This is a genomic window from uncultured Rothia sp. (assembly GCF_963555405.1).
Lineage (GTDB): Bacteria > Actinomycetota > Actinomycetes > Actinomycetales > Micrococcaceae > Rothia.
The window spans coordinates 16956-32247 of record NZ_CAUVVO010000015.1 but is presented as its reverse complement, the minus strand read 5'-3'; the positions used below and the strand labels follow the sequence as shown (position 1 = coordinate 32247).

Below are 15292 nucleotides of genomic sequence, written 5' to 3'. Positions count from 1 at the left end.
CCACCCCCCAAGGCATATGACCCCACAGACCACCACCTCTTCCGGACCCGCCGTCAGCGAAGGACCTGCTGTCAGCGCTGCTTCCCTGGCGAAAATTCGTGCCCTCTCTGCTTCTTCAGACGCCGTATCTGGCGCCTCCTCGGGTGGTAAGGGCGGCAAACCCATCTCCCGCCTGGCGGTTGCGCTCATCATTGGCGGCGTTCTGCTGGTGCTGCTTTGCGCCCTGTCGTTTGCGGTAGGTTCGCGCATGTTCGCCCTGGACCGCTCGATTGACGGTTTCCTCCACCCGGAGGCGAACACTATCGAGTCGAAGCTGATTTGGGCGAAGCGTGCCCCGCGTACCGCCGCGGCGCTACTGGTGGGTGCCGCGTTGGCGGTGTCGGGTGTGCTCATGCAGGCGCTGAGCCGCAACCCGCTGGCTGAGCCGGGCCTGCTGGGTGTGAACTCGGGCGCTGCCGCCTCCGTGGTGGTGGGCGTGGGCGTTTTTGGGGTGTCCTCCCCGTTCGTGCAGCTGTGGTTGGCGCTGTTGGGTTCGGGTCTGGCGGCGGCGCTGGTGTTCGTCATGGGCCTGGTGGATTCTAAACCGAACCTGGATTCGACGGCGCGTCTGGTGCTGACTGGTGTGGCGGTGAACGCTTGCCTGGGCACGATTACCGGCATCATCACGATGTTTAATTCCAAGGCTTTTGATTCGCACCGTTTCTGGGTGGTGGGTTCGCTGGAGAACCGCACCTTTGAGCAGGTGCTGTCTGCACTACCCTTTGTGGCGCTGGGCCTGGTGCTTTCGTTCATGCTGATTGGTCCCCTGCGTGCCCTGGCACTCGGTGAGGACGCTGCAGCCGGCCTGGGCGTGCCGGTGACAATGGTGCGTGGCGCGACAATTATTGCGATCATGGCGCTGTGTGGTGCGGCGACTGCGATTGCGGGCCCGATTGGTTTTGTGGGTCTGGTGGTACCGCATGTGGTGCGTCTGCTGGTGGGCTCCGATATTGCGCGCGTGCTGCCGCTGTCGCTGGTGTACGGCCCGGTGCTGGTACTTGCCTCCGATATTTTGGGTCGCGTTCTGGTCATGCCGAGCGAGCTTGAGGTGGGTATTGTGACCGCCTTTATTGGCGCCCCGGTGCTGATGGTTCTGGTGCTGCATTTGAGTACCGGTGCGCGCGGTGCGAAGAAGAGCCGCATGGGCACGAAGGCGCAGGCGCACGACGAGTCGGGTCCGGCTCACGTGTCGGAGCACGGTCCGCATCGTGCTCCCCGCCCTGTTCTGCGCGGCTCGTCTGGCGCGGCTGGTTCGGCTGGCGTATCTGGTTCGTAGGTCCCGGTTTCTGAGAGGTTTTATTGTGAGCGTTGTGTCTCGTTCTGTAGCCGGGTCTGCTGTTGCCGGGTCTATTACCGCCGGGTCTGTGCGTATTCCCGGGCGTTACCGCACCCCCATTCCGCGTACCCTGCTGGTGGTGGCGGTGCTGCTGGTGGCGGCAGTCGCCTCCCTGGTGTTTGGTAGTTATCAGATGAGCCCGGAGCAGGTGTTCCGCCTCATTTTTAACGGCGAGGGCACGGAGATTGAGCGTCAGCTGGTGTTGAATCAGCGTCTGCCGCGTATGCTTGCCGCCGTGGTGGTGGGTGCGGCTTTGGGCTTGTCGGGCGCTATTTTTCAGTCGGTTTCGCGTAATGCTCTGGGCTCGCCGGATATTATCGGCTTCACGGTGGGTTCGGCGACCGGTGCCCTGTCTGTGGTGCTGATTGGGTCGTTGAGTTCTACCGGCGTGGGTATGGGCATGGGCGCTATTATTGGCGGTTTTGCGACGGCGGCTGTGGTGATGCTTCTGGCGGGTGTGCGCGGTGGCGCGACGATGGGTCAGAAGATGGTGCTGATTGGTATTGCGGTGAGTGCGATGCTCAGTTCCGTAAACGATTACCTGATTACGCGCGGTGATTTGGAGAAGGCGGAGGCGGCGAAGACCTGGCAACACGGTTCGCTAAATGCCCTGTCGTGGAACCAGATGTCGGTGCAGGCGGTGCTGCTGCTGGTGGCGATTCCGCTGGTGCTGATGCTGACGCATCGCCTGCGCGTCTTGGAGCTCGGCGACGATTTGGCGGCGGGTTTGGGTTTGCCTGTGAAGAGGACCGTGAACATGCTGGTGGCGGCCGCCGTACTCCTGGTGGCTGTGGCGATTTCTGTTGCCGGCCCGATTGGTTTCTTGGCGCTGGTTGCCCCGCAGATTGCGCGCCGCCTGTGGAACACTCCGGGTATGGCGATGTGGCATTCGGCGTTGCTGGGTTCGGTAATTTTGGTGCTGGCTGATTTTGTGTCGGCTCGTGCGTTGGCGCCGTTCCAGATTCCGGTGGGCCTGGTGACGGGCGCGTTGGGTGGCGTGTATATGCTGTGGTTGCTGTACCGTCAGCGCTAGTTGCGCCGTCTTACTCCGTATGAGTGACCGGGTGTTCCCCACTGTGGGGGCACCCGGTTTTCTCTGTTTCACGGGGCTTCGCGGGCGGTTTCACTGGGTTTCGCGGGCGGCTTCAGAATTTTTCGGAATTTTCCCAGTTTTACCCCGGGGTTGATTAAAAACTGCTTATCGTGTCAGGGGTCGCTCATAGAGTGTAGGTGTTGGAAGGGACGATCCTTCCGACCGGGCACGCCGTCTCCTGCGGTGTTGCCGCTAGGTTGATTCAGCATCTACGGAAGGAACGGTCATGGAAAACACCACTCACGAGAGCCAGTACACAAACGCAGAGATTTCCTGCACCGCCGATGAGCAGCTGTGCCGTGATGCAGAGTTCAACCTGCTGATGCAGGCGGGCACCATCGTCCGTATGGAGCGTTTCAACGTGGAGGAGCTCCGCGGCGTTCTGGAGCAGCTGGTGGCGGATGGTTCGTGCTTCCGCACCGCGCCGGCGTCTTCGACGATGGGCCGCGTGATGCGTCACCTGACTCAGGGTGCTTCCGGTTACGAGGCGAACCTGGCTGAGCTGCGTGCGGCGGCGCAGAACGCTCTGCTGTTCGTGTTCCCCCTGGAGAAGGACCTGGAGATGTGCCTGCGCTTTGAGCGTGTGCAGGGTACCGGCTTGGCGTTGACTCGCCTGGGCGTGAGCCCGGTCAATGGTGACCTGTGGACTCAGCACTGGGCGATGCGCGCGCTGGAGTGCACCGGCGGCGTGTTTGCGGTGGAGTCCGCTCCGGGTGCCTGCAATTTTGAGCTGCGCCGCGAGATGTTCTACGCGATGCTGTCGCTGGTTGAGCTGTCGACTTTGGGTCTGTCGGCTGAGCCGGAGGACTTCTACATGTTTGCCGATTCGGAGGCTGTGTGTAAGAAGTTCAAGCGTGAGCGTCGTGATTGCCGCCGCGCAATGCGTGCCCAGTACGACCGCGCCGCGTAAGGCATGTGTGTATGCCCTGCGCGGCATACGCGTTTAAAGGCCTAGCCAGTGCCGTTTTGTGGACTGTTAGAGCCACTTATTCTTCTTGAAGAACCAGTAGAGGAGCAGACAGGAGACCAGCATCAGCAGCAGGGCCGCCGGGTAGCCGAACTCCCACTTGAGCTCGGGCATGACCTCAAAGTTCATGCCGTACACCGAGCCAACAATGGTGGGCACCATGAGTAGCGCCGCATAGGCGGAAATTTTCTTGGTGTCGTCGTTCTGCTGCTGACCGAGCAGGGTGTCGTGTACGCGCAGGGCGTTTTCGAGGGAGGTGCGGAGGTCCTCCAAACGTTCCTTCGTGTGGACCACATGGTCGAGCACGTTACGGAACTGGCGGGCAAGTTCCACGGCCTCGTCTTCGACTTCGCCTCGGCTCGCGCCCGGGTAGGGGGACGGGTCGAGCGCGCCAGTGCGTAGGCCTTCAATGATGCGACCCATCATCGGTTCGAGGGGTCGGCAGGCTCGCTGAAAGTCAATCACCTGGTTGAGTAGCTCGTATATGCGCTGCGCCAGGGAGTTGGCGTCTTGGCGGTCGTGCGCGGAGAACAGGATGTCTTCAATCTCGTCGTTGTCGTTCTCGAGTCCCTCGAGCACGGGGGCGTACCCGTCGACGGTGCTGTCGAGGATGCGGTGCAGCAGTCGGGCGGGGGATGCATCGGGGGTGGCGTAGAGCAGGTTGAACTTGTCGTTGATGCGCTGGCGTTGTTCGTCGCGAACGAGTGCGAGGGTGTAGCGGGGGCCGGTGAAGAGGTGCAGTTCGCTGAGGCGCACTTCTTCTTCTTTGTCGAGGTAGATGGCGGGGCGGATGATTGCGAAGAGGGAGTCTCCGTAGCGTTCGAGCTTGGCGCGCTGGTGGCCGCGGGTGGCGTCTTCGATGGCGAGTTCGTGCAGGTTGAAGGTTTTTTGCAGGGTGTGTAGTTCGTGGATGTCGGGGTTGGCGTATCCGAGGGCTACGGCGGTGTTCTTGTCCGCGTAGGCGCGGAGGGTTTCTTCCTCGGTGGCACCCAGCTGAGGGCGGTCCGAGCTCGGGTAGATAGCTCCGGTGATATAGGACATCGTTTTTCTCCTCTGAACGCTTTGGCGCCACGTGTGCGAGGCGCTCCTTCCAGCATACGGTATGCACCCCGTCCGGTCATGTGCACCGCGTGTGCACCCGACATACGAAAAGCCCCCGGAAGGCACCTGTAAGGTAGCCTCCGGGGGCTTTCGCGTATTGAGCTATTGCGCTTAGTCTTCGTTGATGAGGTCGCGAACCACGATGGTCTGGTCACGATCCGGGCCCACACCAATCGCGGAGATACGGCAGCCAGAAATCTCTTCCAGCTTCAGCACGTACTTGCGGGCGTTCTCGGGCAGCTCATCCAGGCTCTTCGCATCCGAAATGTTCTCGGTCCACCCGTCGTAGTACTCGAAAATCGGCTTAGCGTGGTGGAACTCAGTCTGAGTCATCGGCATCTCGTCGTGGCGCACACCGTCAACGTCGTAAGCCACGCAGACCGGGATCTTATCCAGGCCGGTCAGAACGTCCAGCTTGGTGATGAACAGGTCGGTGAAACCGTTGATGCGCACAGCCTGACGCGCCAGCACGGCGTCGTACCAGCCGCAACGACGCGGGCGGCCAGTGTTCACACCGAACTCGCCGCCGGTGGTGCGCAGGAACTCGCCCATCTCATCGAACAGCTCGGTCGGGAAGGGGCCAGCACCCACGCGGGTGGTGTACGCCTTCTGAATACCGATCACGCGGGAGATGCGGGTCGGGCCCACACCCGAACCGACGCACGCGCCGCCGGAGGTCGGGTTGGAGGAGGTTACGAACGGGTAGGTGCCGTGGTCAACGTCCAGGAAGGTTGCCTGGCCGCCCTCCATCAGCAGGGTCTTACCCTCGTCCAGTGCCTTGTTCAGCAGCTGGGTGGTGTCCACAATCATCGGCTTCAGACGCTCAGCGTAAGACATGAAGTACTCGACGATTTCGTCGACCTCAACGTGGCGGCGGTTGTAGACCTTCACCAGCAGTTCGTTCTTCTGACGCAGTGCGCCCTCAACCTTCTGACGCAGAATCGACTCGTCCAGGATGTCCTGAACACGCACGCCGAGGCGACCAACCTTATCCATGTAGGCGGGGCCGATACCGCGGCCGGTGGTGCCGATAGCGCGCTTGCCGAGGAAACGCTCGGTCACCTTGTCCATGGTCTGGTGGTAGGGTGCGACCAGGTGTGCGTTAGCGGAAATCTTTAGGCGGGAGGTGTCTGCACCGCGTGCCTCAAGGCCGTCAATCTCAGCGAACAGAGCTTCGGGGTTAACAACCACGCCGTTACCAATCACGGGGACGGCGTTATCGCTCAGAATACCCGCGGGCAGCAGCTTCAGCTCAAACTTCTGGCCGTTCACCACCACGGTGTGACCGGCGTTGTTACCGCCGTTGGGCTTGACCACGTAGTCTACGCGGGGGCCGAGCAGGTCGGTTGCCTTACCCTTACCCTCATCGCCCCACTGGGCGCCCACAATCACGACAGCTGACATTTTTGTGCTCCTTGAAAGCCTTGAAGATACGCACCGGATTTCACGGCGCGGCGGCGACCTACCGCCTCATGTTTCGGGTAGGCACAGCTCTTCTAATGATACCGTGCCCGTCCCTTTAAGTCCCGTGTTACGGGGCGGTAGGCGTGCCAGATCCGGTGCCGGTGAGCCTCACCGGGCACGGCAACGCCCCCATCCGATATTTGGACGGGGGCGCTACCGGTATGAGCTTATGAAGACTACTTGATGATCTCGATGAAGGTCATCGGGTAGGTGTACTGCTCACCGCGGTTTGCGGCCAGAGCAGCCAGGCTGTGGAAGATAACCATCAGGATAGCCACAACCATCGGGACGACCCACAGGATGATGCCCAGGATGCCGAAGGTCAGAATAATCAGCAGCCAGGAAGCCATGCTGATGACCCACAGGGAGAAGTTGAAGTTGAACGCGCGGCGGGATGCTTCCTTAGTGAAGGAGTAACCGGGCTTGTCCTTGTAGATGAACCACATGACCAGCGGCGCGAGAATACTTGCGGATGCGAAGGACAGCAGAGACAGAATTGCAGAAGCCAGGTGCGCGAGCATCGCCATGTTCTGGTCGTCCTTGGAGGAGACCATGTAACCGTTGGGCTGCTGACCCGGCGCCTGCGAGTAGGAGGGTGCCTGCTGAGAGTACTGGTTGTACTGTTCAGGGTTCGGGTTCTGGGACATCGTTCTTTCCTTAATCTATCGATGAGTGGATACAGCTAATCGTTGAGGTGCGGCGGCAGGCTAACTCGCCGTTTCCGGCGGGTGCCCGCCTTGCTCTGCTTGGTCGCAACGCTCGTGATGGTTTCACCCTATCAAGGCAAGGTAAATGGAATATTAACCCTCGCCGGACAACAGACGAAGAAACCTGAATATGACAAGGAAAAGACGCAATCTGCCCCTCCACGCGGTCATATGTGCGTGGAGGGGCAGGTTGTTTTACAGTTCGGGGCTGTGTGGTTTAGTCGCTAGTCCTGTTTCTCTTCATCGGCGAGCGCAGGATGCGCGGCGGGCGTAGGAGAGGCGGAGGACTTCTGTAGCGCGGCGGCCTCGCGCGGTGCTACAGACTCGTGTAGCTTTGCGTGTTCTTGCTTTTTCAGAAACTCGTACACCGAGAAAGAGTCCTCTTCTTTCTTCGTGTAGCCGTTGATGCCCGTGTAGCCGTCCGGCAGGCGGTTATACACCAGGTAGTACCAGAACTCGGTGGGCGGGGTCTGCCCCTCCTCGATGAGGTCATTTATCTGATTCCGGCGTTTGAAGGTGCGAACTATGCCCATGATCCACAGAACCGGCACCACAAAAAGTGACCCCACGCCGATAACCACGAAAATGAACGCGACCATAAACCCGTATTCGGGGTCTACGATGCTGGCAAGAGGCGCCAATACAAAGGGGTTCACTATCAACAGGGCAGCAAGCCAAATGTTCGAGAGGAGGAGTTCATTCTTCAGGTCTTTAACGCTGTACCTTGTCGGCGGCCTATTCACGGGAACGTAGCCCACCGGCTGAATCATTGCTGCCCGAGAGGTGGGGTTCCCTTCGTCCTTGACCGGGCTCAGGTGGACAGCGCACGCCTGCATGGGTGCGGACTCATCCTGGGAACGGTCGAGCAGGCGCATTTCGATGAGTTTTGAGTCGGGGGTGCTGAAGAGCGGGTCGGGGATGACCGGCAGGATAGCGCCCGGGCTCAAGCCGAGGGATTCCAACTGAACGTACTCGCCGTAGGCGTGCATCGTTTGAGTCTGCATTGCCTGAGTCTGCATTGCCTGCGCCCGCTCACGGGCAGAGAACACAGGCTGGGTGAGCCCGGTGGACTGGGTGGGCGCAGTGGAGTTGAGCGCAGAGGAGGCGAGCGCTACCGGGTGGTTCGCCTCGTCGTCCTTACGAGATTCGTGAGTATCTTCCGGGGTATCTTCTGATGCGTCTTCCGGCTCTTCGATGTCGTCGGTGTCGTTGTCGTCGTTGTCATGAGAGTCTTTCCGCGCGGAGTCGTAGCGCTTGGGGGCACCCGGGTAGACGTATTCATAAGCGGGGTCGGGGTGCTCTAGCTCTTCGTCTTCGTTGTCGTCGGAGTTTCCGTGCGGCTCAGCGTCTTCTTTTTCTGAGGCCTGCTGATCCATGAGTAGCGTCATGTATTCCGGGATAGACTGGTCGGTGTCCCAGAGTGGCTGGTACGCCTCTTCGTGTTTCATATTTTCGTGATGCGTACCTTCACGCTTCGCGGTGGGTTGGTCTGCCATGGTCGTCTCCTTCGCTCACCAGACATACTCCTAGTGGCACCACCGTACCAGCGAGCGCTGGGCGCTCCCTTGAAACCTACCTGATAAAAGCTGAGAAAAAGCCCCCGACAAGCTCCAACACGCACGTGTTAACACTGCCGGGGGTTCAGCGCTACCAGAGTCCAGGGGCTCACGGGAAGTCGACTACGATACATCCGCTGAGTTTGGATCAGAGCTTGAGGTAGGGCTCGGGGCACTCAGCGGCTGAGGGGCTGACGCCACCGAAGACATCGAAGACGCTGCACCCAGGATTCCCTGCATTTCCTCGGAGTCCCTAGGCAGGCGGTCATACACCAGGTAGAACCAGAACGACCCGAGAGGCATGGCCTTCCACTTCAGCGCCCGATACTTTCGGCTCACTCGGAGTAGCGCAAAAATCAGCGCACCAGCCCACAAGAACAGGGGAAGACCAAATGTCGCCAGAGAAAGCATCAGGAAGAAATAGAAAATAAACCCGCCGAAGCTAGGATCCTCTGTAACAGTAGCCAACAGAAGATAAGTCAGGGGATTAAACACCACACCCACGAAGAAGAGCACTATGAACTCAGGCCACGCCTTCCACCACAGGTCTGATACACGCACCTTACCCGCAAGTGGGGTCGCTGAGATGTACCCAATAGGTCGTGGTGTACCCGCTACTTTCCCCTCCTGCCAGGTGGGAAACACACTTGGCACCTGCTGGTATGCAGATGCACCAGTATCCGTGCCCATGGGGGACATTCGGCGCATCGTGGGGCCCGGGCGGCCATACAGCGGCCGGTTCAGCACCGGGTGACCCATCGCCGAAGGGAAAAAGTACGCAGCCTGCACAGAAGGCGCAGGAGCCGAAACCGCCAGAGTAGACGCCGCAGAATTGGGCGCTGCAGGGTTGGGCACCGCAGAATCAGGTGCTGCAGGAACCGATGGGACAGCAGGCGCGGATGCAGAACGAGCCTTCTGTATTTCCAGGACCTCCTTCACCGGCTCGGGAATATCCCCGGTCGGTGCGGGAACCGGCGTTCCGTGAAGAAGCAAAGCCGAGTATTCGGGGGCGGGTTGATCCATATCCCACAGCGGCTGATACTCGCTATCGCTCTTCTCGGTTGGGTTCTGAGGGTTTTTCGGTGCTTCGCTATGCTCCACCACGGTGACCTCCTCCAATGCTTGTCTGCTGTTATGTGTCTGTTGTGTTGTCTACATTGTGTGTTCAGTGTGCGGGGGCTATCCCCCGGCTACTATTGGCGGTCATGATTCCTCCTCATGGTGCGATTCAAGGATGCGGTGCAGCAACGCCGTGGCTGAACCACCGTCAAGCGGGGTGCACTCGTACACCAGCCGGAATTGAAAATCCTGCTGAATCTTGTGCTGCCCAATGAACAGGCGCATCGACTCGACGGCATCCTCAACGGCCTTCAGAAACTTTCCTGCACTGAGAAACAGCAACCAGATTCCTACAACGACCCCAACCAGAATCAGCGGCGGAAAGTAAAAGAACGGCGCGAAGATATTTATCAGCGCCAGCTCCATGCCTTCACTGATTTCTATATGGCTCTGGGAGAGGAGCACCGGACTCACCAGCGCGATAAAAAGAGACGACCAGAACGCCATCCGCAGTACCGGTCCCAGCACATACAAGGTGAAGCCGTCCCAATCGGTGAAGAAGCCCTTCGCGTCGAAGGTTTCGCGCGACTTCTCGATGGGAACATAGCCCACCACCTTGCCAACTTTCCAGGCAGATGACGTGCCCTCGGTCAGGATGCCCTGCACCTCTCCCCTGTCGATGCACCGCAGCCTCGGGCGGGGGCGACCGTGGATGACCTTCGGTGACATCAGCAGAACCGGCTCATCCGAGAACTCCAGCTGGTCCTCGATGGGCTGGTTGTTATTAGTGGTCATGACGACTCCTGAGAGCTCAATGCGGCATGTGTTTTTGGGCCAATAATTTTCTGATTGGGTTCTTCATCCAGCTCGTACCGGTACATGGAGCCCTTGTCGACAGGGCGGTTATACACGAGGAAAAACCAGAAATCCTCATAGGTCGTACCCTCACGCAACGCAGCACTAATCTTTCGTACTGCTTTACTCACCACAGAGATCAGCAAACCCGCCCAAAGAATAGGGATAAGCCAGAGAACTATAACGCCCCCAGAAAATACCAGGAAGAGAACGATTGTTTCGAGGAATTCAGTGTCTGTAGCACGGGAATTAAAGAGCAAAGAAGCGAGCGTAAACGGGTTCAGCAGAATCACCAGGAGAACCACAACCAAGGACTCCAGACAAGGCCAAATCGCCCTGGTGTACCGCACGTTTTTCAGCTGTTCACTCAGCGGAACATAGCCCACCGGGTGTTCCGGGCCAGCCAAGATTTTCTCGACGATTTTCCGTTGCGGGCCTATCCCGTCGGGGAGGTGCTGCTGAATGGCGACCGCGCTCATCTGCCCCTGATGACCGGAGGGGTCGTTGAGCAGTTTCATGGGAATTAGGAGGGGGCCCGGTCGACCGTACTGCGGGACCGGTTCGACCTCCAGCGCGCTGCCGGCTGCCAGCAGGTGGGAGCTGTGCATGACAGACTCTTTCGGGGAAATGCGTCGTTTGACCACGGTTCGACCCTCCCTATCCCATCATTTTTGATAGATGTTCAATAGATGGTTTTACAGTAACAACCGAACCTGAAAAGAACCTGAACCCAAATGCAAATGAAAAACGTGAAAAAGAAAAGGGTCGAACATGTCCATAATTTGATTCATTTAGGGGTAATAAACGCTTCACAAGCCATTTTGAGGTGTATCCTAGTTCACATCTAGTGTGTTCAAGTTCAACTAGAACCCACCAGAACAACACCACAAGCCTCCCAGAAACACCCCGGGAGCCAAGCAAAGGAGCACCGTGACACACACCGCCTCCCCAAATCCCCGCGGCCGGTCGCATCGACGCCGAATCGGCAGCGGGCTACTCACCCTCAGCATGGCGCTGAGCCCCCTCGCAGCGCTGAGCACCACCGCCCACGCCGCAGAAGACCCCGACGCCGTCAAGCAAGTACTCAGCGAAAGCATGAAGAACGCCAGCGGCACCGTCACCGCCTTCGTCCGGTTCAAAGGTAAGGGCGCCTTTGAACAGACCCAGCCCGCAGGCGTACGCGCCGGCGTGCAGGCACCCGTCAACACCAGCTCGCAGGTGCAGGCAATCGCCTCCCAGGTGCAGAGCCAGGCACAGCAGGTCAGCAGCCAGTCCGGCGCGCAGGTCCTCTACACCACCCACAACGCGGTACGCGGCGTGGCAGTGCGCGGTGACGCCGAGTCCATCAAGGCACTCGCCAACCGCCCCGATGTGGAGAAGATTTCGCCCATTCTGCCCAAGTACCGCCAGAACGCGGGCGCCGCCATTGACGCAGGCTCCCTCGCCACCTGGACCGGCACCACCAACCCCGCCGGCGCGGGCGGATACACCGGCAAGGGCGTCAAGATTGCCGTCATCGACTCCGGTATCGACTACACCCACACCGACTTCGGCGGTAGCGGCAAGCTCGAAGACTACGAGAAGGCATCCAAGCTCACCGAGCTGCCCTCCGCAGACTCCGGACTCATCAACCGCACCAAGGTTGCTGGCGGTTACGACCTCGTCGGTGACAACTACGACGGCAGCAACACCGCCGTTCCCGACGGCAACCCGCTCGACTGCACCACCGGCGGCCACGGCACCCACGTGGCGGGCACCGCGGCAGGCTACGGCGTGAACGCCGACGGCAGCACCTTCACCGGCGACTACAGCAAACTCACCGCAGAGCAGCTCAAGACCATGAAGATCGGTCCCGGCGTCGCCCCCGACGCTGAAATCTACGCCTTCCGCGTCTTCGGTTGCTCCGGCAGTACCAACGTGGTCATCGAGGCGCTCGACCGCGCCCTCGACCCCAACGGTGACGGCGACTTCTCCGACCGCGTGAACGTCGTCAACATGTCCCTCGGCGGCGAATTCTCCCCGCAGGACGACCCTGAAGCCTACGCCGTTGACGCGCTCACCCGCGCCGGCGTGCTCTCGGTGATCTCCGCAGGTAACGCCAACGACTACAGCCTGCGCGGCGACACCTACTCCAACTCCGGTCACCCCGCCACCGCAGCCAGCGCAATTACCGTGGCGAACGCCTACGGTTCCACCCGCGCCGTGGATGCGGCAGAGCTGACCGACCCCGCCACCGGCACCACCCGCAAGGTACGCGGCGACTATAGCGCCTCCTACCCCTGGGCACAGGCGGGCAGCAAGGAGTTCACCGGTGAACTCACCGCAATCTCCGAGAACAACCGCTACGCCTGCAACGCCCTCAGCGCCGACGAAGCGGCAGCCGTGAAGGGCAAGTGGGTGCTCATCGACTGGGCTAAAGATGACGGTGAACTCGCCTGCGGCTCCAAGGTGCGCTTCGACAACCTGGAGGCGGCAGGCGCCAAGGGCGTACTGCTTGCAGGCCACGACGAGGAGCCCGGCCTGGGCATCGCCGGTAACGATACCCTGCCCGGTTTCCGCCTGGCAGCATCCGCCGCGAAGGACCTGCGTGCACAGATCACCGCGGCAGAAGCGGCAGGTAAGCCCCTGACCGTGCGCCTCGGCAATGAGCTGAAGTCCTCCCTGCGCGTGGACACTGACAAGCTGGATCAGCTGAACCCCATGAGTGCCCGCGGTTTCCACGGCAGCTACGGCTACACCAAGCCCGACATTGCGGCACCTGGCTCGTACATCACCTCCGCGGCGGTAGCGACCGGTAGCAACTCCGTGACCTTCAGCGGCACCTCCATGGCGGCACCCTATGTGACCGGCTCCGCTGCCCTGGTCATGCAGAGCCACCCGAGCTACACCCCCGCACAGGTCAAGTCCGCCCTCATGAACACCGCCACCCACGATGTGCGCACCGAATCTGGTGCCGCATACGCGGTTGACCGCGTGGGTGCCGGACGCGTGGACACCCTCGCTGCCGTGCAGTCGAAGTCCCTCGTCTACAACGCTGACAAGAGCGGCACCGTGTCCCTGAGCTTCGGCGTGCTCGAGTACGCACCGGATGCAGGCGTTCAGACCCTCACCCGCGAGGTGACCGTTGAGAACACCGATTCCGTGGCGCACACCTACGCCCTGTCCTACGCTGAAAGCACCAATATTCCCGGTGTGGAATATTCCTTCCCCTCCTCGGTCACCCTCGCACCCGGTGAGACCAAGAAGTTCGAACTGAGCGTGCGCATCGACCCGTCCAAGCTGGAGAAGACCCGCGACGCAGCAATGGACGCCACCCAGAACGCAACTGACTACTACACCGGTAACGAAACCGTGCCCGCACAGTACCGTCAGTACATCTCCAGCGCCTCCGGTCGCCTCGTCCTCACCGAGGACAACGGTCAGAACCTGCGCCTGCCCATCCACGTGGCGCCCAAGCCCGTCAGCACCATGCACGCTGCCGAAGACACCGTAACCTTCACGCAGAAGCCCTCCAGCGACGAGGCGCAGAAGGCAGACACCGGCTGGACCAAGTCCCAGATCTCGCTGCGCGGCACCGAAGTGAACCAGGGCGGCTACCGTTCCCTGCTGGGTGCTTTTGAGTACGGTGCGAGCGTGGACCGTGTTGCCCCCACCTCCCTGTCGCTGAACAGCAACGTTAAGGCGAACCTGCAGTACGTTGGTGCCTCCTCGGATGCGCCCGCACTGAAGGCAGCCGGCGGCAACGCCGATGACGGCACCCTGCGCTTCGGTATCTCCACCTGGGCGAACTGGGATGTTGTCTCCTACGAGAACACCTTCACCGTAGAAATCGACACCGACGGCAACAACCGCGCCGACTACAAGCTGGTCACCGACCGCGCTAAGGGCCTGGACTACCCGCTGGTTCGCCTCTACGGCTACAAGAACGGCAACCTCGTCGAGCTTGGCTACTACCCGCTCAACGGTGCCTGGGGTGATGTGGACACCAACATGATGGACACCAACACTCTCATCATGAGTGCACCCCTCAAGGACCTGGGCCTGACCAGCGCCAACAACCCGGACATCCAGTACCGAGTCAGCGCAACCACCCAGTACGAGTGGGGCAACGTCAGCGAAACCGGCTGGATCAAGTACCGCCCCTTCAGCCCCAAGCTGTGGTTCAGCGGCGACTCCTCCGCCGTGGCTGGCCTCTTCCCGGATGCCTCCAGCACCACCCTGACGGCGCACCGCTCCGCTGACGCAATCCCCGCGCTCGGCGAATCCGGCGCACCTGCCAAGGCGCTGCTGCTGCACCTGCACAACGGCACCGGCGACCTCTCCGGCACCAACGGTGCCAAGGGCGAGCGCGCCGAGGTGCTGAACATCAAGGAGCAGCAGACCGAGTACATTACTCCGTCCCGCTTCACCGATGTGAAGTCCGGCGACCAGTTCTACACCGAGATTTCTTGGCTGGCTCAGCGTCGCATCACCACCGGCTACCCGGACGGCACCTACCGCCCGCTGGAATCCGTGGAGCGCGGCGCAATGGCGGCGTTCTTCTACCGCATGCAGGGCTCCCCGCAGTTCACTGCCCCCTCCACTCCGAGCTTCAAGGACGTGCCGACCACGCACCCCTTCTACAAGGAGATTGAGTGGATGAAGGCCCAGGGCATCACCACCGGCTACTCGGACGGCACGTTCCGCCCCTCCGCACCGGTGAACCGTGACGCCATGGCTGCGTTCTTCTACCGTGCGGCGGGTTCCCCGCACGTGGATCTGCCCGCGACCAGCCACTTCAGCGATGTGTCCACCGATAACCAGTTCTACCGTGAGATCACGTGGCTGGCTTTGAAGGGCATCAGCACCGGCTGGCCGGACGGCACCTACCGCCCGGTAACCCCCATTGCCCGCGATGCGATGGCGGCGTTCATCTACCGCTATACCGAGAAGGTCGCTAACCAGGCAGGCCGCTAGACGGTAGCTAACTGGTAGCTAACGGTTCGGGTGCCCCTCCCGCCCCCTGCATGGGGTGGGAGGGGCACCCGGAACCGGTAGGATTCGGGGCCTGAAAATCCCGGAACCTTTCTAAGTTTTGGTGGCGGTTTCACCGGCGGACGCACTCACTCGTCGTCT

The 15292-nt window shown here is 60.8% G+C and carries 11 protein-coding genes; 4 read left to right on the top strand and 7 right to left on the bottom strand.

Annotation, left to right across the window (positions count from 1 at the left end; all coding sequences use genetic code 11):
* The 3 genes from RWL87_RS08405 to RWL87_RS08395 all read left to right on the top strand — a co-directional run.
* Window positions 1–1315 (top strand): iron ABC transporter permease (locus RWL87_RS08405; RefSeq protein ID WP_313969574.1); only part of this gene is annotated, 1315 nt, incomplete at its 5' end.
* Window positions 1316–1340: 25 nt separating this feature from the next.
* Window positions 1341–2408 (top strand): iron chelate uptake ABC transporter family permease subunit, encoded by a 1068-nt coding sequence (locus tag RWL87_RS08400; RefSeq protein ID WP_313969573.1) that lies wholly within the window; start codon window positions 1341–1343, stop codon window positions 2406–2408.
* A gap of 286 nt (window positions 2409–2694) precedes the next feature.
* Window positions 2695–3378, top strand: coding sequence for an integrase (locus tag RWL87_RS08395; protein ID WP_313969572.1), 684 nt, complete (start codon window positions 2695–2697; stop codon window positions 3376–3378).
* Between the two features lie 66 nt (window positions 3379–3444).
* Here the strand turns inward: RWL87_RS08395 and RWL87_RS08390 are convergent, their stop codons facing one another.
* From RWL87_RS08390 to RWL87_RS08360, 7 genes are all read right to left on the bottom strand, one after another.
* Entirely contained in the window at window positions 3445–4476 is a 1032-nt protein-coding gene (locus tag RWL87_RS08390) for a magnesium and cobalt transport protein CorA (protein WP_313969571.1), read from the bottom strand.
* A gap of 171 nt (window positions 4477–4647) precedes the next feature.
* Window positions 4648–5940, bottom strand: coding sequence for an adenylosuccinate synthase (locus RWL87_RS08385; protein WP_049338292.1), 1293 nt, complete (start codon window positions 5938–5940; stop codon window positions 4648–4650).
* A 236-nt stretch (window positions 5941–6176) separates the two neighbouring features.
* Complete coding sequence (locus RWL87_RS08380; protein ID WP_313969570.1) at window positions 6177–6647, bottom strand: DUF4870 domain-containing protein; 471 nt, start codon at window positions 6645–6647, stop codon at window positions 6177–6179.
* Between the two features lie 284 nt (window positions 6648–6931).
* Entirely contained in the window at window positions 6932–8203 is a 1272-nt protein-coding gene (locus RWL87_RS08375; protein WP_313969569.1) for a pyruvate ferredoxin oxidoreductase, read from the bottom strand.
* A gap of 183 nt (window positions 8204–8386) precedes the next feature.
* On the bottom strand, window positions 8387–9367 hold the full coding sequence (locus RWL87_RS08370) for a hypothetical protein (RefSeq protein WP_313969568.1): 981 nt from the start codon (window positions 9365–9367) through the stop codon (window positions 8387–8389).
* 99 nt (window positions 9368–9466) lie between these two features.
* Window positions 9467–10117: a hypothetical protein gene (locus RWL87_RS08365; protein ID WP_049340156.1), complete on the bottom strand. Its 651-nt coding sequence runs from the start codon at window positions 10115–10117 to the stop codon at window positions 9467–9469.
* Complete coding sequence (locus tag RWL87_RS08360; RefSeq protein WP_049340154.1) at window positions 10114–10785, bottom strand: hypothetical protein; 672 nt, start codon at window positions 10783–10785, stop codon at window positions 10114–10116. Before RWL87_RS08360 ends, RWL87_RS08365 begins: the two co-directional genes overlap by 4 nt.
* Window positions 10786–11185: 400 nt before the next feature.
* Here RWL87_RS08360 and RWL87_RS08355 point away from each other — a divergent pair, with 400 nt between their 5' ends.
* Window positions 11186–15133 carry a S8 family serine peptidase gene (locus tag RWL87_RS08355; RefSeq protein ID WP_399534463.1) on the top strand — a complete coding sequence of 1316 codons (3948 nt, stop codon included), beginning with the start codon at window positions 11186–11188 and terminating at the stop codon, window positions 15131–15133.
* Window positions 15134–15292: the final 159 nt, after the last annotated feature.

Excerpts from the sequence above, each read along its gene's own strand:
- RWL87_RS08395 (WP_313969572.1), top strand. The coding sequence starts at position 2,695 with ATGGAAAACACCACTCACGAGAGCCAGTACACAAACGCAGAGATTTCC.
- RWL87_RS08390 (WP_313969571.1), bottom strand. The coding sequence starts at position 4,476 with ATGTCCTATATCACCGGAGCTATCTACCCGAGCTCGGACCGCCCTCAG.
- RWL87_RS08385 (WP_049338292.1), bottom strand. The coding sequence starts at position 5,940 with ATGTCAGCTGTCGTGATTGTGGGCGCCCAGTGGGGCGATGAGGGTAAG.
- RWL87_RS08380 (WP_313969570.1), bottom strand. The coding sequence starts at position 6,647 with ATGTCCCAGAACCCGAACCCTGAACAGTACAACCAGTACTCTCAGCAG.
- RWL87_RS08375 (WP_313969569.1), bottom strand. The coding sequence starts at position 8,203 with ATGGCAGACCAACCCACCGCGAAGCGTGAAGGTACGCATCACGAAAAT.
- RWL87_RS08365 (WP_049340156.1), bottom strand. The coding sequence starts at position 10,117 with ATGACCACTAATAACAACCAGCCCATCGAGGACCAGCTGGAGTTCTCG.
- RWL87_RS08360 (WP_049340154.1), bottom strand. The coding sequence starts at position 10,785 with ATGCACAGCTCCCACCTGCTGGCAGCCGGCAGCGCGCTGGAGGTCGAA.
- RWL87_RS08355 (WP_399534463.1), top strand. The coding sequence starts at position 11,186 with ATGGCGCTGAGCCCCCTCGCAGCGCTGAGCACCACCGCCCACGCCGCA.